The organism is Streptomyces mayteni (assembly GCF_054783955.1).
Map to the genome: position 1 here is coordinate 1 of NZ_BAAGPR010000069.1, position 24,083 is coordinate 24,083.

A 24,083-nucleotide genomic window follows, 5' to 3' on the forward strand; every position below is an offset into this window, starting at 1 on the left:
GCGGTGGCCTCGCGCGGCAGCGGCCTGCGGCCCGGCGGCGAAGCCGCCGAAGGCCAGGCCCGCCCCCCTGGCGGGCCGCGCCGGGGCCCGGAGGGCCAGGCGGCGCAGCTGCCCTCGGCCCCCCGGCCGGGGCCCCACCGCGCGAAGCGCGAAACAAAGGGCTCGTGGGGGCACCTCCCAGCGTTAGCTGGGGGAGGGTGGGGAAAACCCCGCGCGAAGCGCGGGGCACCCACCCACGCCCGGCGGCGAAGCCACCACAGCCCGCGCGAAGCACGCCGCACCCGCTCCGCCGGCCCGGCCCGCCAAGGCCCACCCCGCGCGAAGCGCGCGTAGGGGCGGGCGGGCGGGCGGGGAGGATCCCGCGCGGAGCGATGGGGCCCGGCCGTGGGGAGCGCGGCAGCGGAGCGAAAGGGTGGGTGGGTGGGAAAACCCCCGGCCCCAGCCCCGTCACGCGTCGCGCCCCCGCAGCGCCCCCACCCCCGCCCCCAGCGCCAGCACCGTGTAGCCGGTGACCAGCGTCAGCGACGGCCACGCCGGGAGCGAGCCGACCGCGTCCACGCTCGCGTCCGACGTCTGGATCAGTTTCTCCAGTGCCGCCGTCGGCGAGACGCCGGCGATCCAGCGTTCGGCGTCGCCGAAGAGCGGCCCGAGCAGGGACGGGAGCAGCAGCAGGGCGAGCACCGTCGCCACCGAGCCGGCCGCGTGGCGGATCAGCGTGCCGACGGCCAGGCCCAGCAGGCCGGCGACCGAGAAGGCCGCGGCGACGCCGAACAGGGCGGGCAGCGGGTCGCCCTGGGCGTAGCCGTCGTCGAGCAGCGCGTCCGCGGTCAGGTAGGCGGCCGTCGCGGCCGGCAGCGACAGCGCGTACAGCAGCGCCGCGACGAGGGTCGCCTTCGCGGCGAGCACGGTGCCGCGGCGCGGCACGGCGGTGAAGGTGGTGCGGATCGTGCCGCTGCCGTACTCGCCGCAGATCATCAGCGCGCCCACCACCGCGGCCAGCATCAGTGCGGGCACGGTGAAGGTGAGGCCGCCGCCGAGCACCGTGTCGTCCGGCTGGAGGCTGCCGGTGGCGGCCACGAACGCCGCGCCGGGCACCGGCAGTACGGCCGTCGCCGCCGTCGTCCACACCGTGGACCGCACGCTGCGGAACTTGATCCACTCGTGGGCCAGGGCCCGCCGGAACTCCACCAGGCCGCTCAACTCGCCACCTCCGCCCGGTACTCGCCGGACCCGGCCGCCATCGCCGTGTAGACGTCCTCCAACGAGGAGCGCCGCGGCGCCAGTTCGTGCAGGGTCAGGTCATGCGCGCGGGCCAGCGCGCCGATCGCCGGCGCGTCCAGGCCGTCGACCAGCCAGCCGCCGCGCGCGTCGAGGCGCACCGCGGCGCCGGCCGCGTCAAGCACCTCGCGCAGCCGTTCCGCCTCCGCCGCCCGGACCAGCGTCCGAGACCGGGAGTTGGACTCGATGAACTCCCGCATGCCGGTGTCGGCGAGCAGCCGCCCCCGCCCGATCACGATCAGGTGGTCGGCGGTGAGTTCCATCTCGCTCATCAGATGGCTGGAGAGCAGGACGGTGCGGCCGTCGGCGGCCAGCGAGCGCAGCAGCCCCCTGATCCACCTGATCCCCTCGGTGTCCAGGCCGTTGACCGGCTCGTCGAGCAGCAGCACCTCCGGGTCGCCGAGCAACGCGCAGGCGATGCCGAGGCGTTGGCCCATGCCGAGCGAGAAGCCCCGGGTGCGGCGGCGCGCCGTCGCCGGGTCGAGTCCGACGGTGGCCAGCACCTCGTCGACCCGGCGCCGCGGGATGCCGTTGCTGGCGGCCAGCCCGGCCAGGTGGGCGTGGGCGGAGCGGCCGCCGTGCACGCCCTTGGCGTCCAGCAGGGAGCCGACCACGCGCAGCGGCGCCGTCAGCTCCCGGTAGTGCCGGCCGCCGACCCGCACCGTGCCCGAAGTGGGCGCGTCGAGGCCGAGGATCAGCCGCATGGTGGTGGACTTGCCGGCGCCGTTCGGCCCGAGGAAGCCGGTGACGCGCCCGGGCCGCACGGTGAGAGAGAGCCCGTCGACGGCGGTGCGTTCGCCGTAGCGCTTGGTCAGTTCGATTGCCTCGATCATGCCGCCGACGCTAGGAGCCGGCGGGCGGGACGTCGTCCGCCGGCGGGAGTCGAGGAGTACCTCCGTGGGAGTAGCGGCTGCCGTCAGCCGCCAGCGCGGCGGTCGTCGGGGTTGTAGGGCGGCACGTAGCGCCCGGGGTCGACGCTCGCGGAGCGCCAGTCCTCGACGATGTCGAGCCGGTCGCCCAGGTCGTTGAGCCCCTGGTCGGTCACCGCGCCGGCCCGCTCGTAGACGGCCTCGTCGAAGTCGGGGAGCCGGTAGGTGGTGCCCGGCTCGGCGCCGGCGCCGTAACCCTGGGGCAGCGGGCCCTGGTTGGCGGCGTCGACGGCGGCCGCCGCGATCATCCGGGCGGTGGCCTGCTGGTTGAGGAAGCCCTCGTCGAGGTCGTAGTCGCCGTGCAGCGCCGGTGCCTGCGCCGAGTAGGTCGGCATCAGCGGCACGGCCGCCGAGTAGCCGGCGGCGATCAGGCCGAGCGGCAGCTGTTGCGGGCCGTGCGGCACGCTGACGGCCCACAGGACGCCGCCGATCGAGGTGTTGGTGAGGGTGGTGATCAGGTTCTGCCGCTGGTCGCCGCTGGCCTGCTCGATGGCGTCGTGCTCGCCCCAGTTGACGAGCTGGGTGAGCCGGCCGATGTTCTCGAAGGTGTTGGTCCTGCCCAACGAGCCCTCGGCGCCCGCGTAGTAGTCGTGGGCCATCTGGTACTGGAGGCTGTTCACGCCGGCCTTGAACGCCTCGTTGACGCTCTCGTCCGTCCGCGCCATCAGTGCGAAGACGCGGTAACGGTCCTCCTCGGCGAGGTAGTCGGCGGGGTTCCGGCCGAACCCGGCGACGTCGCCCATGGACATCAGCGCGGCGTCGGCGAGCGCGCCCTGGAGCATGGTGTGGTCGCTGAGGCCGAGGGCCGACATCCGCGAGGGGCCCTCGCCGAGCACCTCGTCCTGGTGCGCGCCGGCGAACCGCAACACCTCGCGCCCGGCCGTCAGATACGGTTCGGCGGCCGCGCTGTCCCGGTCGACGCCTGGCGGCACGGTGGTGCCGGCGCGTACCAGGTCGGCGGCGCCCGTGGAGTCCTCCCACTGCTGGAGCAGCAGCGCCTCGCGGAAGTCGGCGTCGGCGAGCAGTTCGGCGGCGACCCCGCTGTTGAGGGCGGCGGCCTGGAGCAGGCCGCCGCTGCCGGTGGCGGCCACGAAGTCGTCGGTGGCCATGCCGTACTGGAGCGAGGCGCGGCGCTGGACGTCGACGGCGGCGCGGGCCAGGTCCTCGCCGAACGCGTCGCCCGGCGCGACGGTGGCGTGCGACAGCAGGCCGCCGAACGCGTTGAACCGCGCCAACTCGTCCCGGAACAGGTCGGTTCCGAGGCCGCGGTCCGCGTACAGGTCGCCGTCGCGGTAGTCGTGGACGAACGACACGACGGCGTCCGGCAGCCGGTCGCGGTCGTCGTCCGGGTCGAGGCCGCCGAGCGCCGGATCGGTGAGCATGGTCAGGCCGTTGGCCAGGTCGACCTTGGACTGGTTCCAGCCGTCCAGGGCGCCGAGCCGCAGCAGCGCGTCGGTGCCCAGGGTGTCGTAGAAGGCGCTGAGGTAGGCGCGTTCGGCCTCGGTGAGCCGGCGGGACGGGGCGTCGGTCGGGTTGTTGCCGTCGCCGAAGAGCGCGCCCGCGATGCCGTCGACGCCCGAGGTGTAGACGGCGAGCAGCCGCTCGTCCGGGTCCTCCTCGGCCAGCTCCTCGGCGAGCCGCCCGGCGGCGTACTCGGCCATCCCGTCCGTGGTCCAGATGCCGAGCGGGCCGGCCAGGTCGTAACCCAGGGACTGGAGTTCGACGCCGAACTCGGTGAGCCGGCCGCGGTAGGCGCGGATCGCGTCCTCGATGTCGTCGTAGGCGGTGGTGGCGTCGTCGGCCGCCCGTCGCAGGTGCTTCTCCCTGATCTCGCCGGCGAGTTCGGCCGGCAGCGCGTACCGGCCGTCGGCCGCGGGACGGGCGGTGCGGGACTCACCGCCGTGGGCGACCGGCAGGGACGAGGGGGCGTCGCGGAGGCCGGCCACGGCCGAGCCGAGCGCCCGCGCCCAGCCGTTCCACTCGTCGACCGAGGCCCGGTTGTGCCGGTCGAGCGCGTCGTCGAGCCGGCCCTCGGCGTGGATCGCGTCGCCGACCTCGTTCGCCGTGTCGATCGCCTGGTTCATCGCCCTGACGAGGGTGCGGACGACGCCGTCGATGTCCTCGCCGTTGCCCTGGAGGCCCGCCGCGGTCTCGCGGATCCGCCCTTCGCCGTCGACCAGCGAGGCGCCGTCGAGGCCGCCCGACTCCTCGGCGGCGCGGCCGGCGGCCTCGGCCAGCTCACCCGCGTGGGACGCCTCGCCGGCCGCCCGCGCGTAAACGGCGGCGGTTTCCGCCATGTCGTCGGGATCTATCTCGTCCACGAATTCCGTTTGTCGCGTCCATGGCTTTTTCCCGGCCTCCTCTTCGACCTCTTCGCATGTGAATCCCAGATCGGGCATGACGGCTCCCTAAAGCTGTTCGACAGCCGATGGAGCCTACGCGTCGAGGGTGAAGACCCCGGGTATAGCGCGTTAACCCGGTATCAGTTCAGGTTAAGGTTGCGTCAGGTCAAGTGTGGTGTGCGGGCGCATGGTTGCCCCAGGTGGGCGGGGTCGCCACCGGGAATACTCGGCGTTTCGTACCGGGCGGACGGAGGGCGACATATGCGGTGGAAGACATATGGCGAGCGGCGGATCTACAGCAATCACTGGTTGAATGTCTGCCTCGTCGATGTCGAACTGCCGGACGGTCAGCGTTTCGAACACCATGTGGTCAGAATGCGGCATCTGGCCGTGGCCGTGGTGGTGAACTCACGCCGCGAGGTGCTGATGATGTGGCGGCACCGCTTCATCACCGACGCCTGGGCCTGGGAGCTGCCCATGGGCCTGGTGGAGGCCGACGAGTCGCCGGCCGAGACGGCGGCCCGCGAGGTCGAGGAGGAGACGGGCTGGCGCCCCGGCCCCATGAAGCCGCTGCTCTACGCCGAGCCGGCCAACGGGATCACCGACTCGCAGCACCACATCTTCCGCGCCGAGGGCGCCACCCACATCGGGCCGCCCACCGAGCTGAACGAGTCCGACCGGATCGAGTGGGTTCCGATCGACCGGCTCCGCGGCATGATCGACCGCGGCGAGGTGGTGAGCGGCGCCACGCTCAACGGGCTGCTCTACCTGCTGGTCGACGAGGCCGCCCACCGGGCCGGGTGACCACGCGGGTCACCGCAGTCCCGGCCGCACCAGGCCCGTCTCGTAGGCCAGCACCACGAGTTGGGCCCGGTCGCGCACGCCCAGCTTGGTCATGGCCCGGCTGACGTGCGTCTTGGCGGTCAGCGGCGACATCGAGAGCCGGCCGCCGATCTCGTCGTTGGAGAGGCCGCCGGCCACCAGCGCCACCACCTCACGCTCCCGCGCGGTCAACGGCGCGAGCCGCGCGGCCCCTTCGGCCAGCGGGGTGCGCAGCCTGGCGAACTCCTCGACCACGCCCCGGGTCACGGCCGGCGACAGGAGGCTCTGCCCCGCGGCCACCGTGCGGATCGCGGCGCGCAGCTCCGCCGGCTCGATGTCCTTGAGCACGAAGCCGGCCGCGCCGGCCCGCAGCGCCTCGAAGACGTACTCGTCGGCGCCGAACGTCGTCAGGATCAGCACCCGGACGTCCGGCAGCGCCGGATCGGCCGCGATCCGGCGGGTGGCGGCCAGGCCGTCGAGCCTGGGCATCCGGATGTCCATCAGCACCACGTCGGGCCTGGTGGTGCGCACCGCCTCCACCGCCAGCGCGCCGTCGGCGGCCTCGGCCACGACCACCAGGTCGTCGGTCAGGTCGAGCAGCGCCCGGAACCCGGCCCGCACCACCGCCTGGTCGTCGGCCAGCACCACCCGGATCATCCGGCCACCTCGCCGGAGCCGGAGAGGCCCGGCCGGCCTCGGCGGTGGGGAGCCGCGGCGTCGCCGGCCGTGGCGCTTCGCGCCAGGCCCGGCGTGGGCCGGCCCGGGTCGGGCCGCCCGCCCGAGGCCCCTGGTCCGTCCGACGACCGATCCCCGGCCGGCCGCGGTCCCGGGCTGGGGCCGGGGCTGGGGCCGGGGCCGCTGTCGGCCGTCGGCAGGGTGGCGAGCACCCGGAAGCCGCCGGCCGGCTGCGGCCCGTGGGTGAGCGTGCCGCCCACGGCGGCGGCGCGCTCCCGCATGCCGAGCAGGCCGAATCCCGGCCGCCCGGCGGCGCCCGGCGGGGCCGGGCGGCCCGGGCCCTCGTCCACGACCTCCACGGTCAGCCGGCCGTCCTCCCCGTCGACGACCGACACGGCCGCGTGCCTGGCCGCCGAGTGCTTCACCACATTGGTCAGCGCCTCCTGCACGATCCGGTACGCCGCCAGCTCCACCATCGGCGGCAGCGGCCCGCCCGCCCCCGCGCGGCGCAGCGTGACGCGCAGCGCGCCACCGGCCAACCGCTCGACCAGCTCCGGGAGTTGGTCGAGTCCGGGGGCAGGACCCACCGGCGCGCCCTGGCCGGCCTCGCGCAACACCGTGACCGTGGCGCGCAGTTCGGCCACCGCCTCCCGGCCCGACTCCCGCACCTGCCGCAGCGCCGTCCTGGCCACCTCGGGGCGCCGGTCGAGCGCTTCGAGCGCCACCCCGGCGTGCACCGTCATCGCGGAGACGGTGTGCGCCACGATGTCGTGCAGCTCGCGGGCGATCCGCATCCGCTCCTCCCGCACCCGGCGCTCCGCCTCCCGCTCCCGCTCGGCCAGCGCGGCCCGCACCAACTCGCGCCGGCCGCGCACCGCCTCGCCGAGCAGCAGCGGCACCAGCGGGACCACCGTCTCCAACACGGGCGACGGCACCGCGCTGCCCTCCTCCTGCCCGGCCGCCACCGCGGCGCCGCCGGCCAGCAGCGCCGCCAGCGCCCCCACCCACAGCGAGCGCCGCCGGTCGCCGGCCAGCGCCACGTGGTACAGCGCCACCATCGCCGGCAGGTTCAGCAGCTCACCGATGTGGCCGTGCAGCGTCCACACCACGCAACCGGCGCCGGCCACCGCCGCTGCGGCCATCGGCCGGGCGCGGTGCGCCAGCAGCCCGGCCATCGAGACCGCGTACACCAGCCAGCTGAACCAGTCGTCGTCCCGCGTTCCCGGCACGTTGGACGCCAGGTCGGCCGCGGTGAGGCAGCCGACCCCGAACGTCAGGGCGAGCGACAGCAGATGGGTCCGCACCCGGCCAACGGTAGGCGCGGCGCGGGGCCGGCGGGTACGACGGGGGGAGTAGTCCTACCGGCCCACCTCAGTCCACGACCTCCCCGATCGGCCGCTCTTCCCTGGCCCAGGCGGTGATCTCCCGCTCGGACTCCCGGAACAGCAGGTTGCTCACGCATTCGCCTGGCACGTCGTCGGAGAGCCGTACCGTCCACCCGGACAGGTCGTGCTCCGCCTGGAGTCGATCCGCCAGTGCGGGGAGTTCCGTCATCGGGGTGCACTGCCCGAGGCGGGTGGTCTCCTCGAGCGCGACCCGGAACTCGGCCAACTGCCGCTGCTCCTGGGTGACGCCGACGTAGAGCACCTCGTCGTTCTCGGCGCAGACACCCGTGCCGCCCGGGCGGACCACGATCTGGCCCTCGTCGTTCACACAGGCGGTGAGCTGGACGTCGACCAAGGCCGGCTCACCGCCGTCCTCCTCGTAGAGCCCGCTCGCGCAGATCAGGGAGTAGTCGTCGGTGACGGGGTTGAAGTCCGTGGTCGTGTAGTCGTACCTGCCGTAGGCGGGGTACGGGCTGTAGCTCAAACCCTCGGGCGCCATGCAGCGCACCAGGGTCGAGTCGACCACCGCGCCCTCGCCCGTCGCCAGCACCACGGCCGCCGTGGCCGCGCCCACGGTGACGGCGACGGCCGTCGGGATCACCAGCAGCCGCCGCAGCCGGCTCCGCCCGGCCCGGCGCCGCGCGCCGGTCAGGATGCGCAGCCCGTCAGGGCCCGCCGGGTCCGGCAGCGCCGCGTCCCGCGCCGGGTCGGAACCCCGCAACACCGCTTCCAGTTCCTCATCGCCGCGCATTCGAGAGCTCCCCTTCGTCGGTGTCGTGTGCCTGTTCCGAGCCGGTCAGGTGGGGGCGCAGCCGCTGCCGCGCCCGGTGCAGCCGGGTGGCGACGGCGCCGGTGCCGATGCCGAGGACGGCCGCGATGTCGGCGTGCGACAGGTCGTCCCAGTAGGCGAGCCGCAGCACCTCGCGGTCGGCGTCCGACAGTTCGGCGAGCGCCGCGTCGAGATCCGGCGTGCCGGTGTCGAAGACCGGCGCCACGGGCTCGGCCCGCTCACCGGCCCGGCGCAGCAGCCGGAACCAGCGCCGCCGCGAACGCGCCTGGTTCGCCAGCACCTTGCGGGCCACGCCCAGCAGCCACAGCAGCGCCTCGTGATCGTCGTCCGGCAGCCGCCCGCGCCGCCGCCAGGCGACCGCGTACACCTCGGACACCGCGTCGTGCGCCGTGCTCCGGTCGGTCCGGCGCAGGCAGTACGCCGTCACCCGGCGGAGCGTCGAACGGAAGAGCCGTTCGAACCGCTCACCGCGGTCGTCGCGGTCCTGTTCCTCTGAGTCCATGCCCGGCAATGTCCGGCACCCCCACCCCCCTTACACCCCCCACGACATCGGGCCGCCGGGATCACCCGACGGCCCGAAGGAGCGGCGTCGCTCACATGTTGATCATGTGTCCTGCCAGGCCGTGGACGGCCTCCTTGACGGCCTCGCCGAGCGTCGGGTGGGCGTGCACGTTGCGGGCCACCTCGTGCACGGTCAGGTCCCACTGCTGGGCCAGCGTCAGCTCGGGCAGCAGCTCGGTGACCTCGGGGCCGATCAGGTGGGCGCCGAGGAGTTCGCCGTGGGTGTCGTCGCTGACCAGCTTGACGAAGCCGGTCGGCTGGCCGAGGCCGTGGGCCTTGCCGTTGGCGGTGAACGGGAACTTGGCGACCTTGACGGCGTAGCCCAACTCCCGTGCCTGCGCCTCGGTGTAGCCGAAGCTGGCGACCTGCGGCTGGCAGTAGGTGGCGCGCGGGATCATCACGTAGTCGAGTTCCATCGTCTCGGCGTCCGCGATGGTCTCGGCCGCGATCACGCCCATCGCCTCGGCCGCGTGCGCCAGCATCAGCTTGGCGGTCACGTCGCCGATGGCGAAGATGTGCGGCACGTTGGTGCGGCAACGTCCGTCCACCGCGATGGCGTTGCGCTCGGTCAGCGCCACGCCGGTGTTCTCCAGGCCGTAGCCGGTGACCCGCGGCGCGAAGCCGATGGCCTGGAGCACCTTGTCGGCCTCCAGGACCCGCTGCTCGCCCTTGGTGTCGGTCACCGTGACCCGCACCGGTGCCGACGGGTTCGTGTCGTCGATGGCGTCGACCCGGGTGGAGGTCAGCACCTCGATGCCCAACTTGCGGTACTGGCGGGCCAGTTCCTTGGAGACGTCGGTGTCCTCCAGCGGCACCATCCGGTCCAGGAACTCGACGATGGTGACCTTGACGCCGTAGTTGTGCAGCACGTACGCGAACTCGACGCCGATCGCGCCCGCGCCCGCGATGATGATCGATCCCGGCAGCTCCTCGGTGAGGATCTGCTCCTCGTAGGTGACCACCCGGTCGCTGAGTTGGGTGCCGGGCAGCAGCCGGGTGGTGGCGCCGGCCGCGATGACGCAGTGGTCGAAGGTGACCGTCTCGGTGGCGCCGCCGGTGAGCGCGACCTGGAGCGTGTGGGGGTCGGTGAAGGTGCCGATGCCGTCGTACTCCGTGATGCCGTTCTTCTTCATCAGGTAGTGCACGCCGGCGACCCGGCCGTCGGCCACCTTGCGGCTGCGCCGGAACGCCTCGCCGTAGTCGAAGCTGACGGTGCCCTCGACCCGGATGCCGAAGGTGCTCGCCTCGTGGGTGAAGGTGTGGGCCAGCTCGGCGTTGCGGAGCAGAGCCTTGGACGGGATGCACCCGACGTTCAGGCACACCCCGCCCCAGTACTTCGCTTCGATGACCGCGGTCCGCAGCCCCAGCTGGCTGGCGCGGACCGCCGCGGTGTAGCCGCCGGGGCCGGCGCCCAGGACGACGACGTCGTAGTGCGTGCTCATGAAACCTTCACGCCCTCTTTCACGCTCTCAACGGTTCGGGTGGTCGGGATTGCGTTTCTGCCGCTCCCATGACACCACGCCGTCCGCCGGCTCCCCGCCCCGCCCGGCGTCGGACTCGGCGCGCGACCCGCCACGTCGGCCGACGCCGTGGCCGGCGCCCGGCCACCTGGCGACGATCCTGCTCCGCACCCAGGCCAGACCGAGGAAGAGCGGATAGACGACGGCCATCAACGACAGCGTGCCGGTCGTCGCGTCCTTCACGAACTCGAAGTTGTGCCGGGCCAGGCCGCCGAAGTACCCCACGGTCACCACCATCGTCAACAGCCAGCCGCCCACGAAGGTGCCGGCGAGCTGGCGGGCGAACTCGGGCCAGCCCCAGCGCTCCGGGTGACGGCGATGCGGGTGGCCGTCCGGGTCCTCGCGGTGAATCCGCACGCCCACCCGGAGGTAGATCATCACGAGGACGTAGATGACGCCGATGGAGATGAGTCCGAGCACGTGGTCCATGACGGACGGCGGTCACACGGGCCCGGGGCCGCGGAGCAGGAAGTGCCAGTTCTGCACGAAGGCGTGCCAACCGAACCAGATCCAGGCGGTGAACAGCAGCCAGCGTCCGAACTGGTGGCGCATCGCGGCCCCCATGGCCTGGCTCAGCGTGGGATAGGAGTCGGTGGGTTGCAGCATGCCGATGCCCTCCCACGTGAACATGGCGGCGAACAGGATGACCCACACGAGATACCCGAACTGCGCGTGATGTGGCATTTCTGACATAGGGGCATCGTCCTGCACGATCCCCGCCCCCGGTGGGATTTACGGTCGGCCTGTTCGGGGCCGGAACCGGGGCCGGAACCGGAACCGGAATCGGGCGCGGGGCCGGGGCCGGGGCGCGCGGCCTAGCGCCAGTCCTGCGTCGAACGGGTCGCCGGGCCGCGCGGCACGATGCCCTTGACCACCCGCAGGGAGGGCGAGATCTCCATCCGCTGCACGTCGGGAAGCGCCGCGATCCGGTTGGTCAGGTAGGAGTAGAGCGAGGCCGCGTCGGTGCAGGTGATCGACGCGAAGACGTTGCTGTCGCCGGTGATCGCGGTGCAGAACGCCACCTCGGGGTGGGCGGCGAGCGCCGCGCCCGTCGCGGCGAGGCGGGCCGGCGGCACGGTCAGCCACACGCACACCCTGGCCCCCAGGCCGAACAGCCGCCAGTCGGACTCCACGTCGAAGTAGAGCGTGCCGTTCGCCCGCAGCTCCGCGAGCCGCCGGCGCACGGTGGCCGGCGCCCACCCGGTGGCGGCGGCCAGCTCGGGCACCGGCGCCCGCCCGTCCTTCCGCAGCTCGGCAAGCAGCAGCCGGTCCTGGTCGGTCAGCCCGGCCACCGGCCCGGGCGGCGGCCCGGGCTCCTGCGTCGCCAGCCGCTCGATCTGCGCCGGGGTGAGCGTGCCGATCTTGTTGACCATGTTCTGCGGGCCGCCGAAGTAGGTGTGCAGGTGGCACTGCGCGCTCACCCGGGTGACCTGCCGGCTGTGCGGCAGCCGGTCGAGCAACGAGCCGCCCGAGCCGACCCTGACCGCCAGCACGATCTCCGTGCCGCCGGACACCAGCGCGACCCACATCGTGTCGTCGCGCCGGGCCAACGCCTCCGCCAGGTCGGCGGCGGCGCTCGGCGGGCAGCCGACCCGCACCGTCCAGAAGGTCGCGCCGACCGCCCGCGGCCACGTTATCCCGCACACCTGGAGCGCCCCGGCCGACCGCAGCTTCGCGTAGCGGCGGGCCACCGTCTGGTCGGAGACGCCCAGGGTCTCGGCGATCAGACTGAAGGACGCCCGACCGTTGAAGTGGAGCGCCTGGGTGATGTCGCGGTCCAGCGTGTCGAATTCCACCGTGCCGAGGCTAGCTGATGTCGGAAAGCGCTGTTCTGTTGCCGATAGCTAGGGAATCGGTGTCCGGCTCACCAGCCTGGTGCCGTGTCTTCTGAGAACAAGGGAAAGTGGTGGCCGCTGGTCGCGGTCTGCCTCGGAAACCTCATGCTGCTGATCGACGTCACCATCGTCGTCACGGCGCTGCCGCGGATGGCCGAGGACCTGGACGCCGGCCTCACCGACCTCCAGTGGGTCATGGACGCCTACGCGCTGGCGCTCGCCGCGCTGCTGATGGCGGCCGGCGCGGCCGGCGACATCCTCGGCCGCCGCCGGGTCTACCTGCTCGGCCTGGCCGGTTTCGCCGTCTCCTCGCTGGCCTGCGCGCTGGCGCCCGACGCCGGGACGCTGATCGCCGCGCGCGCCGTGCAGGGCATCGCGGCCGCGGCCATGTTCGCCACCAACGCACCGCTGCTGGCCGCCGCCTACCAGGGCCGGGACCGCGGCCTCGCCTTCGGCGTCTGGGGCGCGGTCAGCGGCGCCGCTTCGGCGCTCGGCGTGCTGCTCGGCGGGGTGCTGACCCAGTACCTCGAGTGGCCGGCGATCTTCCTGGTCAACCTGCCGGTCAGCGCGCTGACCATCGCCATCACCTGGCGGTGGATCGCCGAGTCGCGCGGCGACGGCGGCGCCCGCGTCGACTGGCCCGGCACGGCCGCGTTCACGCTGACCGCCGGCGCGCTGACGTACGGCCTCATCAGGGGCGGCGAGGAGAGCTGGACGGACGGCGTGACGCTGGCCGCCTTCACGGTCGCGGCGCTCGCCCTCGCGGCGTTCGTGACGGTCGAACGGCGCTCCGCGCGCCCGCTGCTCGACCTGCGGCTGATGCGGCAACCGTCGTTCGCCGCCCTGATGGTGGCGGGTATGGTGCTGACGGCGTCGGCCTTCGCGCACTACACGTTCACCATGCTGTGGCTCCAGGACGTGCAGCACCTCAGCCCGGTACGGGCCGGCCTCGCGGTGGTGCCGATGGCGGTCGCGGCGTTCGTGGTGGCGGGCGTCGGCGGCCGGCTGCTCCAACGGGTCCCGCCGTGGGCGGCGGTCAGCGGCGGCCTGCTGCTGGTCGGCGCCGGCGTGCTGGCGCAGACGGCGATCTCGGCCGGCTCGTCGTGGACGGTGCTGGTGCCTGGCCTGGTCCTCACCGGCGTGGGCGTCGGGATCGCCATCCCGGTGCTGGTCTCCGCGGCGCTGGCGGCGGCCCCGCCGGAGCGGGCCGGCATGGCGAGCGGCGCGGTCAACACGTTCCGCCAGCTCGGCTTCGCGCTGGGCGTCGCGGTCCTCGGCACGGTCTTCGCCGACCGCGTGGCCGCCGCCGGCGGCCCGCCGGCGGCGGCCTTCGCGGCCGGCCTCGACCGCGTCTACCTCGTCGCCCGCCTGGCGGCGGTCGGCGCGGCGCTGCTGGTGGCGGCCATCGCGTCGGCCTCACGCCCGGCGGGCCACCGGGCCGCCGCGACGGCGGGCGGCCGGCCGGCCCGGGTGACGGCCGGCTGAGACCGGGGGGATCTTCCCCACCAGGCGCTGCGCGCCGCTTGGCGGCGTGGCCGCCGGTCTCCGCCCGGGGCCGGCCGGCCCCGGCCTGGCGGCTGGGAGGTGCCCCCACAAGCCCCTTCTCGGCGCTTCGTGCCGTGGGGCTGTGATGCGGCCGCGGCTCCGTGGGGAGCGGGTTTCGCCCACCCACCCGCCCTTTCCCGCGCGCTGCTCGCCGGCGCGGAGCGCCGAGCCTTCCGGCGGGCCGCCGGCCCGTTCCCCGCGCGGAGCGCGAGAAGGGCGGGTGGGTGGGGAAGAAGCCCCCGGCACGGGGGCCCGCTCAGCCCCGCCGGCCAGGCCCCGGCAACGGAACCCGCGACCAGTCCATGTCCGACGCCAGGTAGAAGCTCGGATACGACGGCTGGTTGTACGTCGTCTGCTGCCGCGCCACCTCGACCCGGTACTGCGGGTCGTGCATCAGCGTGTACAGCTTGTGCTCCGTCACCTCCGTGCTCAGGTAGAAGCGGATCGCCGAGCTGTCCGTCGTCCGCACCATCAGCTCCTCCCGCCAGTCGCCGAAGACGTCGGCCACCAGCGACGGGTTGCCCTTGGTGTGGTTGTTGGTCAGCGTGCCCTCGGCGGTCAGCAGCGTGCCGCGGCGCCAGTCCGAGATGGTCGGCGTCACATCAAGCGCGCCGCCGACGATCGCCGTGCTGAGGTCGCCGGACCAGCGGATCGACATGTTGGTGCCGGGCGTCTGGGGCCCGAGGTACTCGCCGCGGGCGGTCCACAGCCCGGTCTCGGAGACCGACTGCGGCTGGGACGCCCAGGTCTCGATGCCCGGCTGGTCGGGGTCGACGTCGCCGATCATGCCGCGTCCGGTGTCGACGCCGGTGTAACCGCCGTACAGCACCTCGCCGTCGGCCGCGTCGCGCAGCGCGAAGCCGTAGGGCGCGTAGCGGCCGCCCTCGTGGACGGTGAAGATCTCCAACCCCGGCCGGTCCGGGTCGATGTCGGCGACGTGCATGGCGTCGCCGTGGCCGAGCCGGATGTTCTCGCCCGGCTGTGCCGCCTCCGGTGGTGCCTCGGCGAACGAGCTGTAGAGCAGGCTGCCGTCGTGGTCGATGGTGGCGGAGCCGTAGACGATCTCCTGCTTCCCGTCGCCGTCCACGTCGGCGGAGCTGAGCGAGTGGAAGCCCTGGGTGGTCAGGCTGCCGAACTCCGGGTCGGTGCCGTCGACTCCGTGTGGCGAGTCGTTGAACGGGTTGGACATCGGGGTCCAGCCGCTGTCCACGGTCCAGTCCTCGCGCAGCCGGTGGCCGTCCCAGCGGTAGGCCACCATCGTGGAGCGGGTGTAGTAGCCGCGGGCGAAGACGGCCGAGGGGCGGCGGCCGTCGAGGTAGGCGACGGTGGCGAGGAAGCGGTCCACGCGGTTGCCTGGTTCGATCCTGGCCATCGCGTAGTCGCCCCACATCAGCCCGTCGTCGTGCCGGCCCGGCGTGTAGCGGATGGTCTCCAACTCCCGCCCGGCGCCCGGGTCGAGGACCGTCAGGTACTCGGGCCCGTCGACGATGAAGCCCTCGAAGGCGCGCAGGTTGTTGCGGGTGCTGCGGCTCGGCGCGTAGACGTCGACGAAGTGGTCGGCCAGCGCCTCGGCGTCCTCGCGGGAGAGGGGGTAGGCGTAGCGCGGCTCGATGCCGAACGCCTCCTCCAGGGTGGCCGGCCAGTTCCCGGCGACCACCTCGGGGTGTTCGGTCCAGCCCTGGAACATCTCGACGAGGTGGTCGAAGTAGCCGTCGGCGCTGAGCCGGTAGTCGTCGCGGTGCGAGTAGCCGGCGCGGACGTCGGCGCGCGGCATGGTGACGTACTCGGTGCGGGCGACGCGTCCGTCGGGCCGGTAGCGGGTGATGGTGGTGCCGGGCGCGGTCTTGAGCATCATCTCGGCGCGGCCGTCGCCGTCGAAGTCGTAGACCAGGAACTGGGTGTAGTGCGCGCCGGCGCGGATGTTGACGCCGAGGTCGACGCGGCTGAGCAGGGTGCCGTCGAGTTCGTAGGTGTCGACGTAGACGTTGCCCGTGTAGCCGACCTGGGAGACGTCCTTGGCGTTGGACGGGTCCCACTTGACGACGTACTCGTACTGGCCGTCGCCGTCCACGTCGCCGACGCTCATGTCGTTGGCGGAGTAGGTGTACTGCTCGCCGGCCGGGGTGACGCCGCCGGCCGGCCTGCGCAGCGGCAGGTCGTAGTAGCCGTCGGCCCAGGGCGAGACGGCGTCGCTGCGGCGGCCCTCGCGGCCGCGGTCGATGGGCGCGACCCGGTACTCGGCGTCCGAGGCGGCGCCCTCGTCGAGGTAGTTGGTGGAGTCGGTGACGGTGGCGATGCGCCGGCCGTCCCGGTAGATGGCGAAGTCGGTGCCGGAGAGGCCGGTTTCGGTGTGTCCTGTGGCCTCGGTGCCGAGCAGTCGCCAGCTGAGGAAGACGCCCTCGTCGGTGGCGACGGCGACGAGACCGCGGTCCAGGTCCTCGAGTTGGACGGCGGCCGGCCGACCGCCCGTCGAGTGGTCGGGCGCCGCCTGGGCGACCGGGCCCGCGGTGAGCAGCAGCAGCCCGGCGAGCGGGATCGCCAGGGGGCCGAATGCCGGGCGGCGCCGGGTTCTTGGGCCGGCAGGTGGTCTCATCAGAGGTCGCCTTCCTCCGTCTGTCGGGGTGGTACCGGTCGATTGATTCGTTTCAATCGACGCGGCCGTGACAGTAGGGGGCGGTGGAACGTGGGTCAATAGTTCGCGCAGCAACCGCTTTCGGCCGTGCGGCCCTTCGGGTGGCCCTTCGTGCGGCCGTGTGGCCCTTCTGGCCGGCTCCGCCTCAGCCGCGGTCGAACGCGACCCAGGGGCTCACGGCGAGACGGCCCGTGGTGCCGAGGTCGATCCCGCCGTCCGGTGTGATCCGCTGCGTCTCCTCGCCCGGAGCCGGCACGACGTCGACGAACCGGGCGTCGAGCGACGAGCCGCCGATGTCCGCGGTGTTCCGCCAGGTGATCGCGGCCCAGGCCGACTCGCCAGGCTCCAACGTGACCGGTCGCGGCGGCTCGTCGAAGCCGTTGAGCGAGGCGGTGATGTCCGTGGTGTCGTGCTGGATCTCGATCGGCAGCGGCTCGACCCCGTCGTCGTCGACGAGGGTGAGCTCCGGGTAGCCCTCGACCGTGTAGGGCTCGGTGCCGCAGTTGTCCAGCACGATGGTGCCGGCCCGCAGGCCCATGGCGGCGTCGATCAGGCCGGGGGTGACCCGCGCCCCGGACTCGGGGCACTCGGTGGACGGCGGCGTGACGGTCGGCGCCGTCGGCGAGGGCGACACCACCGCGGGCGCCGCGCCGGCCCCGCCGGTGCCGTCGTCACGCGCCGCCGTCGCCGTGCCGCAGCCGGCGGTCAACGCCCCGACGGCGGCGAGTGCCAGGACCGGTCGTCTCGTCTTCGTCCACCTCATTCCGGGATCCTCGCACGCCTCCGGCGCCCGCCGTTCACGCGGTGGAAGGGAAAGGTGGTGCGAGCACCCCCGCGAGTGGCGTAGAGTTAAGCCTGTCGACGCGGGGTGGAGCAGCTCGGTAGCTCGCTGGGCTCATAACCCAGAGGTCGCAGGTTCAAATCCTGTCCCCGCTACGAGAAAGACGAGGGCCTGATCGCCGGTTACGGCGGTCAGGCCCTCGTCCTTTCTCCCACCCTGCTCAGCGTTCGCCGTCCGGCGTCCAGGCCGCGACCAGGTCGAGCAGGCCGGGGAGGCGGGCGTTCAGGTCCGCGACGCGCACGTGGCTGCGGCGTTCGAGCCCGTACTGGCGCTGGCGGATCACACCGGCCTCGCGCAGCGCCCTGAAGTGGTGGGTGAGGGACGACTTCGGCCGGTCGAGGTCGAACCAGCCGCACGGGTGGTCGAACCGCTCCGACTCCAGCAGGAGTTTGCGGACGATGCGGAGCCGCAGCGGATCGCTCAGCGCGGCCAGCACCGCCTCCAGGCGCAGCTCCTCCACCGCCGGCTCGGGCAGCGGCTCGGGCAGCCCGGCGGGCTCCGGCTCCACCGTGATCGTCGTCATGGGCGGCCTCCTCGCGGCTCCTCGCATCCGAATCTCTTGTACGAGTTCAATCGTACTGCATGCTATGTTCGAGAAAACTCGTACTAAGTCGGCCGGAGGGATCCGTCATGTCGGAGAGCGGTGTCGCACCTGGACAGCAGCCGTCGCCCGAGGCTGCCCCCGTGCCGGTCCTGTGGCTCTGGCTGGCCGCCTGGCCGGTGACCGCCGTCTTCGTCCTGTCCAACGCGGCCACCCCGCTCTACGTGCTGTGGCAGCGGGACATCGGGTTCTCCGGGGGCACCCTGACCGTGGTCTTCGCCTGCTACATCGTCGGCCTGCTCGGCTCCCTGCTGGTCTGCGGCGTGGTGTCCGACCGGCTGGGCCGCAAGCCCGTCCTGCTGCCCGCCCTCGGGCTCGCCCTGGTCGCCTGCGCCGTCTTCGCGACCGCCTCCACGGTGGTGGCGCTCGTCGTGGCCCGGCTGTTCACCGGCATCGCGGTGGGGGCCGTCGTCTCCGCCGGCATGGCCGCCGTGACGGACGTGGCCGGCCCGCACCGCAAGCGGCTCGCCGCCCTGCTCGCCTCCTGCGCCATGGTCTTCGGCGCCGGCCTCGGGCCGCTGCTGGCGGGCGTCCTGTCCGAGACGCTGCCCGCGCCCACCGTCACCGTCTTCCTCGTCGAGGCGGCGCTGCTCGCCACCGCGGTCCTCGTGGTGCTGCGCCTGCCGCTCACCAGGACGGCGGGGTCGGCGGGGCCGGCCGGCGGCGCCTGGCTCCGCGTGCCCGGGGTGCCGCGCGGCAGCCGGCCCCAACTCGTCCTCGGCGTCGCGGTGTTCGCGCCCGGCATCACGGCGACGTCCTTCGTGCTCTCGCTCGGGCCCTCGCTGCTCTCCGGGCTGCTCGGCACCACCAGCCGGATCGTCGCCGGGGCCATGGCGTTCGCGATGTTCCTGGCCGCCACCGGCGTGCAGTTCGCCGTCCGGCGGCTGCCCCGGCGCACGATCCTGACCGCCGGCGCGGTCAGCACCGCCCTCGGCATGGCCGCGCTCGTCGTCGCGGTGCGCGCCTCGGCCGTCCCGGTGCTCGTCGCCTCGGCCCTGTTGGCCGGCGCCGGCCAGGGGATGGGGCAGCTCGGCGGGCTCTCGCTGCTCAACTCCACCGTCCCGCCGCGGCGGCTGGCCGAGGCCAACGCGGCGCTCAACGTGGCCGGTTACCTCCCGGCCGGCCTGCTGCCGGTCTCGGCCGGCTACCTCGGCGACGCCGTCGGACTGACCGCAGGCGCCACGGTCTTCGGCGTCGCGCTGCTGGTTCTCGCGGTCGTCGGCGGCCTGGTGGTCGTCGCCGACGGCCGCCGGGCCGCCCCTCACGCGTCGAGTGCCGTGCCGTAGAGCCGGTCAACCCTGATCCGGATCACCACCCGCCGCTCGGCCACCAGCTCCCGCAGGAACCCTTCCTCGTCCGCGAAGCGCAGGTCCTCGGGGACCACGGTCAGCAGCTCGCGCCCCACCGCGTCGCCGGGCTCCGTGGTCGGCTCCGACACCTCGGCGGTGCCCTCGGCGACGGCGAACGACAGCTGGTCCGGTGTGCTCACGTGCAGCGCGGCGTGCGGATCGCGGCGGTACTGGCGGGGCTTGCCGCGGTCGGCGGTGCTGGAGACGCGCACCATGCGCTCCTTCTCGTCCCAGTGGTAGAGCACCGTGGTCAGGTGCGGGTGGCCGCTGGCTCGCACGCTCGCCAGCACGCCGAATCCGCGCTCGCCGAGCAGTTGGGACGCCTCGTCCTCGCTGAGGACTCGGGGTGCCGGCTTGTGCTCACTCATCTCGTCGCTTCCCTCGCTCGTGTTTCTCGTCGTTCACGCGTTCCCGACTGGTCAGAAGCCGGCCGGCGCCCGCTCGGCCAGGTCCCGTTCCCGCACCGGTGCCCGATCCGTCCGCGGCCGGCCGAGTGCCGTCAGCGCCAGTACGATCGCCGCCGCAAGCAGCGCCGCGCCGATCCCGAAGGACAGCCGGTAGCCGCCGGCCAGCGCCGCCGCCCGGCTCGCGCCCTCGCCGAGCAGCCCCTCGGTGCGGGTGGCGGCGGCCGTCGAGAGCACGGCGATGCCGAGCGCCATGCCGACCTGCTGGGTGGTGTTGAAGAGACCGGAGGCGAGCCCGGCGTCCGCCGGCCTGGCCGCCGACATCCCGAAGCTGGTCAACGCGGGCTGCGCCAGGCCGAATCCGGCGCCGAGCAGCAGCACGGGCAGCAGGTCGCTGACGTAGTCGGCGTCCTGCGGCAGCCGGGTCAGCAGCACCAGGAACGTCGCGAGCATCGCCAACCCGGCCACCAGCGTGGCGCGTTCGCCGAACCGCGCGTTGAGGCGCGCCGCGAACCCGAGGGAGACGACGCCGATGACGACGGCCACCGGCAGCATCGCCAGGCCGGTGTCCCCGGCGCCGTAGCCGAGCACGTTCTGCAGGTGGAGCGCGAACATCACCTGGAACGAGAACATCGCGCCGACCAGCAGCACCTGGATCAGGTTGGCCGCCCAGACCTGGCGCGGGCGCAGCACGCGCAGCGGCATCAGCGGCGTCCGCGCCGTCGCCTGCCGCAGCACGAACCCGGCGAGCAGCAGCAGGCCGACCAGCCCGGCGCCCAGCGTGTGCGGTGAAGTCCCGCCGTACCGCTCGACGTTGACCACCGCGTAGCTGCCGAGCAGCAGGCCGCCGGTGACCAGCGCGGCGCTCGGCACGTCGGCGTCCGCGGCGCGGCCGGCGCCGACGTCGTCCGGCAGGTAGCGGCGGGTCAGCACCAGCACGGTGAGGCCGATCGGCAGGTTGATGAAGAAGATCCAGTGCCAGCTCAGCGCGTCCGTGAGCACGCCGCCGAGCACCTGCCCGAGGGCGGCGCCGGTCGCGCCGGTGAAGCTGAACGCGGCGATGGCGCGGCCGCGTTCGCCGGGTTCGGTGAAGAGCGTGACCAGGATCCCGAGCGCGACGGCGGAGGCCATGGCGCTGCCGACGCCCTGGAGGAACCGCGCGGCGATCAGCCAGCCGGGCGAGGTCGCGACGCCGGCCAGCAGCGAGGACGCGGTGAACACCGCGGTGCCGGCGGCGAACATCCGCCGCCGTCCGACCAGGTCGCCGAGCCGGCCGGCGAGCAGCAGCAGCGCGCCGAAGGCGATCAGGTAGGCGTTGACGACCCAGCTCAGGCCGGTGGCCGAGAACCCGAGGTCGTCCTGGATGGCGGGCATGGCGACGGTCACGATGCTGCCGTCGAGGACGATCACCAACATGCTCGACGCGATCACCCCGAGCGCGACCCAGCGTGACCGCGTGGCGGGCGCGGCGGGCGTGGCGGGCGCGGTTGGGGGCGGAGGTGTGGATGCCATGAGACCTCTCCTGTCGTCGTTCAGGCAACAAGAGGGACCGTAGCAGATAGATTTGTTGCGGACTATCTCTGTCGGTCTTTTCCTGTGCGGGTCACCCTCGCTGTCGCGGGCGCCGCGCCGGCCTCGGGCTCTCGACCGGCTCCGCCAGTGCCCCGCCGACCAGCCGGTTCATCGCCGAGAGCAGCGCCGCGCGCTCCGCCTCGGGCAGCGCCCCCAGCGTCTCCCGGTGCACCCCGTCGACGATCTCCTGGCTCCGCCGCGCCACCCGCGCGCCCTCCTCCGTCACCGCGATCACCCGCGCCCGCCGATCCGCGCTCGACGCCCGCCGCTCCGCGAGCCCGGCCTGCTCCAGCGCGTCCACGGTGACCACCATCGTGGTCTTGTCCATGTCCCCGATCTCGGCCAACTGCGCCTGCGTGCGCTCCTCTTCGAGCGCGTGCGTCAGCACGCAGTGCATCCGCGCCGTCAGCCCCACCTCGGCCAGCGCGGCCGCCATCCGGGTGCGCAGCACATGGCTGGTGTGGTCGAGCAGGAACGACAGGTCGGGCTCGGTGCGGCTCTGCGGCGTCATGGCGGTCATGCCACCCAGCGTAACGCGACCGATCCGTGGCGGATCATCCGCAAACGATGCATACCGCTGGCCTCCGCCGAGCCCCCGGCCGCCGGCCGCCTGATCCGCCAGCCGCCTGGTCTGCCGCGCTCGGACGCGACTGGGGGCCACCGGCCCGGCACGTGTCCTGTTCGCGGATGGCGCTCCGTCCTATGATCGTCACTCCGCGTACGAGGGGGTTCATGGGGATGGCCGCGGGGGATTCGGCGTCACGCAGGGCACAGGAGGCGCGCCGTCAGGAGCGGCTGCTGCGCGAACAGTGGCAGGCGGCCCGTCGTCGGGCCGCGCGGTGGGAGGCGGCGAGCGAGGGGGAACGGCTGGTCGCCGCCCAGCTGTTGATGCTGGGTGGGCGAGGCTGGCGGCTGCTGATGGACCGCATGTGGCCCGGCACGCGCGCCGCCAACGTGGACATGCTGCTGATCGGTCCCGGCGGCGCCTACGTCATCGACGTCAAGAACTGGGCCCGGGCGCCCGAGGGCCCTGACGACCCCCGGCTGGCCCGCGAGACGGCCAAGCTGCTCGCGGTCACCAGGGCCACCGAGCAGGCGGTGACCGCGCTGGGGATGTCGCCGGTGGCCGTCCACCCCGTGATGGTCTTCGCCGGCCACCGGGTCACGGCCACGGCCGGGCGGGTGCGGCTGTTCGGGGAGTCCGAGGTCGGCCGGGCGCTCGCCGCCGAACGTCACCGGCTGTCCGCCGCCATGGTCCGCGCGGTCGCCGACCACCTGGCCGACGTCTTCCCCGAGTACGGACAACCCGCCACCGAGCCCGCTCGCGCCGACCGCCCCAGCGCGTCCTCATCCCCGGCCGCGGTGGCCGATGGGATGTTCGAGCCGGAGACCCTGCACGAGGCCACGCTGGAAGCCGCGCGGCAGGGGCCGATCGAGCAGTGGATGACCTTCCTCCACCCGGAGCAGGTCGCCCTCGTCCGCCGTGACTGGGCGGGCCCCGCCCGGATCAGCGGGCCAGCCGGCACCGGCAAGACCGTCGTCGGCCTGCACCGCGTGGCGCATCTCGCGCGCCGCGTGCCGGGGCGGATCCTGTACGTCACCTTCGCCAACAACCTGCCCCGGGTGCAGGCCACCTTCCTGCGGACCATGTCCCCGGCCATCGCGGACCGGGTCGACTTCCACAGCCTGCACGGCTGGGCCCAGACCTACCTCCGCGACCGCGGCGTCACCACCCGGCTGTCCCGCGAGAAGGCGGAGACCGCCTTCAGCCTCGCCTGGACCAGGACCGGCCGCCCCGGCCCGCTCGGCGACCTGGGGCCCGGCTCCCACTACTGGCGCGAGGAGATCGACTGCGTCATCAAGGGCCGTGGCATCACCACCCTCGCCCAGTACCTCGCGGTCGCCCGCCGTGGCCGCGCCCGGCTCGCCCGCGCCCAGCGCGAGGCCGTCTGGGAGCTCTTCCAGGAGTACGAGCGGCTGCGCGCCGAGCGCGGCGTCCACGACTTCAACGACATCCTCAGCATCGCCCTCCACCAGGCCACCACGAGCCGGGACCCGTCGCCCTACGACGCGGTGATCGCCGACGAGGTGCAGGACCTGACGCTCGTCGGCGTGCGGCTCCTGCACGCCCTGGTGGGCGACCGACGCAACGGGCTGCTGCTCGTCGGGGACGGCCAACAGGCCGTCTATCCCGGCGGGTTCCGCCTCTCGGACGCCGGCATCGACATCCGAGGCGACCGTGGGCAGGTGCTGCGCACCAACTACCGCAACACCCGCGAGATCATCGAGGCCGGACTGGCACTCGTCGCCGACCACCCCTTCGACGACATCGACGGCGTCCCCTCCTCCGGGCGCCGCGACATCGAACTCGTTCACCACGGCGGCGAGGTCGTCCGCGTCGCCCACCCCACCCGTGAGGAACACGACCGCGCGCTGATCGACGCCCTGACCGCCCGCGCCGCCGCGGCCGGCTGGGGCGACACGGCCGTGCTCTGCCCCTTCCGCCGGGCCATCGGCCACTACCAGCGGCTGCTCACTCGGCAGGGCATTCCGGTCTGCCCACTCGACCAGTACGACGGCAACCCGGTGAACGCCGTCAAGCTGGGCAGCTACCGCAAGGCCAAGGGGCTGGAGTTCAAGCACGTCTTCCTGCCGGAGCACGACGCCACCCTCGACCCGCCCGATGCCACCGAGGAACTCGCCAGAGAACGAGGCGAGTTGGCGCTGCGACAGCTGTACGTCGCGATCACCCGCGCCCGCGACACGCTGTGGCTCGGCCGCGTCGCGCCCGCCGCCGAAGACCACGCATAGACCCCGACCCTGCCCGCCGTCGGCCGGCGGTGAACCGCCGGGCAGGAACGCGGTGACCCGAGATGTCGTGGGGAGGGACCCCGCAGCGCGAAGTCGCGCGGCGGGGCCCGCCCTTCCCCCCAGCGAACCGCCCTGAACGTCCCCCGTGAATCCAGGGCGGTGTCCCCTGACACGCTTTCCCCAACAAGTCC

21 protein-coding genes and 1 tRNA gene are annotated in these 24,083 nt (G+C 73.6%); 5 read left to right on the top strand and 17 right to left on the bottom strand.

Annotated elements, in window-relative coordinates:
• Positions 1–447: 447 nt before the first annotated feature.
• From ACYVPE_RS26075 to ACYVPE_RS26085, 3 genes are all read right to left on the bottom strand, one after another.
• Positions 448–1,200 (bottom strand): ABC transporter permease subunit, encoded by a 753-nt coding sequence (locus tag ACYVPE_RS26075; RefSeq protein ID WP_461036152.1) that lies wholly within the window; start codon positions 1,198–1,200, stop codon positions 448–450.
• Positions 1,197–2,111 carry an ATP-binding cassette domain-containing protein gene (locus ACYVPE_RS26080; RefSeq protein ID WP_461036153.1) on the bottom strand — a complete coding sequence of 305 codons (915 nt, stop codon included), beginning with the start codon at positions 2,109–2,111 and terminating at the stop codon, positions 1,197–1,199. The genes ACYVPE_RS26075 and ACYVPE_RS26080 overlap by 4 nt, the downstream gene beginning before the upstream one ends.
• A gap of 83 nt (positions 2,112–2,194) precedes the next feature.
• On the bottom strand, positions 2,195–4,528 hold the full coding sequence (locus tag ACYVPE_RS26085) for a hypothetical protein (RefSeq protein ID WP_461036154.1): 2,334 nt from the start codon (positions 4,526–4,528) through the stop codon (positions 2,195–2,197).
• 282 nt (positions 4,529–4,810) lie between these two features.
• On the opposite strand from ACYVPE_RS26085, the gene ACYVPE_RS26090 reads away from it, so the two are divergent.
• The gene (locus ACYVPE_RS26090; protein ID WP_461036155.1) at positions 4,811–5,353 is read left to right on the top strand and encodes an NUDIX hydrolase; all 543 of its coding nucleotides are present in this window, start codon (positions 4,811–4,813) and stop codon (positions 5,351–5,353) included.
• A 9-nt stretch (positions 5,354–5,362) separates the two neighbouring features.
• On the opposite strand, the gene ACYVPE_RS26095 is transcribed toward ACYVPE_RS26090, so the two are convergent.
• From ACYVPE_RS26095 to ACYVPE_RS26130, 8 genes are all read right to left on the bottom strand, one after another.
• Positions 5,363–6,028, bottom strand: coding sequence for a response regulator transcription factor (locus ACYVPE_RS26095; protein WP_461036156.1), 666 nt, complete (start codon positions 6,026–6,028; stop codon positions 5,363–5,365).
• Positions 6,025–7,350 carry a sensor histidine kinase gene (locus tag ACYVPE_RS26100; protein WP_461036157.1) on the bottom strand — a complete coding sequence of 442 codons (1,326 nt, stop codon included), beginning with the start codon at positions 7,348–7,350 and terminating at the stop codon, positions 6,025–6,027. The genes ACYVPE_RS26095 and ACYVPE_RS26100 overlap by 4 nt, the downstream gene beginning before the upstream one ends.
• A gap of 67 nt (positions 7,351–7,417) precedes the next feature.
• Complete coding sequence (locus ACYVPE_RS26105) at positions 7,418–8,182, bottom strand: hypothetical protein (RefSeq protein ID WP_461036158.1); 765 nt, start codon at positions 8,180–8,182, stop codon at positions 7,418–7,420.
• Positions 8,169–8,723 carry an RNA polymerase sigma factor gene (locus ACYVPE_RS26110; protein ID WP_461036159.1) on the bottom strand — a complete coding sequence of 185 codons (555 nt, stop codon included), beginning with the start codon at positions 8,721–8,723 and terminating at the stop codon, positions 8,169–8,171. Before ACYVPE_RS26110 ends, ACYVPE_RS26105 begins: the two co-directional genes overlap by 14 nt.
• 91 nt (positions 8,724–8,814) lie before the next feature.
• A complete protein-coding gene (lpdA, locus tag ACYVPE_RS26115; RefSeq protein WP_461036160.1) occupies positions 8,815–10,224 on the bottom strand; it encodes a dihydrolipoyl dehydrogenase in 1,410 nt (469 codons plus the stop codon).
• 27 nt (positions 10,225–10,251) lie between these two features.
• Positions 10,252–10,731: a DUF6256 family protein gene (locus tag ACYVPE_RS26120; RefSeq protein WP_461036161.1), complete on the bottom strand. Its 480-nt coding sequence runs from the start codon at positions 10,729–10,731 to the stop codon at positions 10,252–10,254.
• Between the two features lie 12 nt (positions 10,732–10,743).
• Complete coding sequence (locus tag ACYVPE_RS26125) at positions 10,744–10,995, bottom strand: DUF6186 family protein (protein WP_461036162.1); 252 nt, start codon at positions 10,993–10,995, stop codon at positions 10,744–10,746.
• A 122-nt stretch (positions 10,996–11,117) separates the two neighbouring features.
• Entirely contained in the window at positions 11,118–12,098 is a 981-nt protein-coding gene (locus ACYVPE_RS26130; RefSeq protein WP_461036163.1) for an Lrp/AsnC family transcriptional regulator, read from the bottom strand.
• 84 nt (positions 12,099–12,182) lie between these two features.
• Here ACYVPE_RS26130 and ACYVPE_RS26135 point away from each other — a divergent pair, with 84 nt between their 5' ends.
• Positions 12,183–13,622, top strand: coding sequence for an MFS transporter (locus ACYVPE_RS26135; protein ID WP_461036164.1), 1,440 nt, complete (start codon positions 12,183–12,185; stop codon positions 13,620–13,622).
• Positions 13,623–13,938: 316 nt separating this feature from the next.
• On the opposite strand, the gene ACYVPE_RS26140 is transcribed toward ACYVPE_RS26135, so the two are convergent.
• Together ACYVPE_RS26140 and ACYVPE_RS26145 are read right to left on the bottom strand one after the other, a co-directional pair.
• Positions 13,939–16,275, bottom strand: coding sequence for a rhamnogalacturonan lyase (locus ACYVPE_RS26140; protein WP_461036165.1), 2,337 nt, complete (start codon positions 16,273–16,275; stop codon positions 13,939–13,941).
• A gap of 184 nt (positions 16,276–16,459) precedes the next feature.
• On the bottom strand, positions 16,460–17,077 hold the full coding sequence (locus ACYVPE_RS26145) for a DUF4232 domain-containing protein (protein ID WP_461036166.1): 618 nt from the start codon (positions 17,075–17,077) through the stop codon (positions 16,460–16,462).
• Between the two features lie 99 nt (positions 17,078–17,176).
• Between ACYVPE_RS26145 and ACYVPE_RS26150 the strand changes: the two genes are divergently transcribed.
• Positions 17,177–17,250: transfer RNA gene (locus ACYVPE_RS26150), tRNA-Met, on the top strand.
• Positions 17,251–17,315: 65 nt separating this feature from the next.
• Here ACYVPE_RS26150 and ACYVPE_RS26155 read toward each other — a convergent pair.
• On the bottom strand, positions 17,316–17,678 hold the full coding sequence (locus ACYVPE_RS26155) for an ArsR/SmtB family transcription factor (RefSeq protein ID WP_461036167.1): 363 nt from the start codon (positions 17,676–17,678) through the stop codon (positions 17,316–17,318).
• A gap of 107 nt (positions 17,679–17,785) precedes the next feature.
• Here ACYVPE_RS26155 and ACYVPE_RS26160 point away from each other — a divergent pair, with 107 nt between their 5' ends.
• Positions 17,786–19,042, top strand: coding sequence for an MFS transporter (locus tag ACYVPE_RS26160; RefSeq protein ID WP_461036168.1), 1,257 nt, complete (start codon positions 17,786–17,788; stop codon positions 19,040–19,042).
• Here the strand turns inward: ACYVPE_RS26160 and ACYVPE_RS26165 are convergent.
• The 3 genes from ACYVPE_RS26165 to ACYVPE_RS26175 all read right to left on the bottom strand — a co-directional run bounded on the left by ACYVPE_RS26165 (position 19,018) and on the right by ACYVPE_RS26175 (position 21,601).
• Entirely contained in the window at positions 19,018–19,473 is a 456-nt protein-coding gene (locus ACYVPE_RS26165; protein ID WP_461036169.1) for a TIGR03618 family F420-dependent PPOX class oxidoreductase, read from the bottom strand. The genes ACYVPE_RS26160 and ACYVPE_RS26165 overlap by 25 nt on opposite strands.
• A gap of 51 nt (positions 19,474–19,524) precedes the next feature.
• The gene (locus tag ACYVPE_RS26170; RefSeq protein ID WP_461036170.1) at positions 19,525–21,021 is read right to left on the bottom strand and encodes an MFS transporter; all 1,497 of its coding nucleotides are present in this window, start codon (positions 21,019–21,021) and stop codon (positions 19,525–19,527) included.
• A gap of 91 nt (positions 21,022–21,112) precedes the next feature.
• Entirely contained in the window at positions 21,113–21,601 is a 489-nt protein-coding gene (locus tag ACYVPE_RS26175; protein WP_461036171.1) for a MarR family winged helix-turn-helix transcriptional regulator, read from the bottom strand.
• A gap of 212 nt (positions 21,602–21,813) precedes the next feature.
• Between ACYVPE_RS26175 and ACYVPE_RS26180 the strand changes: the two genes are divergently transcribed.
• Entirely contained in the window at positions 21,814–23,892 is a 2,079-nt protein-coding gene (locus tag ACYVPE_RS26180) for a nuclease-related domain-containing DEAD/DEAH box helicase (RefSeq protein ID WP_461036172.1), read from the top strand.
• Positions 23,893–24,083 lie beyond the last annotated feature (191 nt).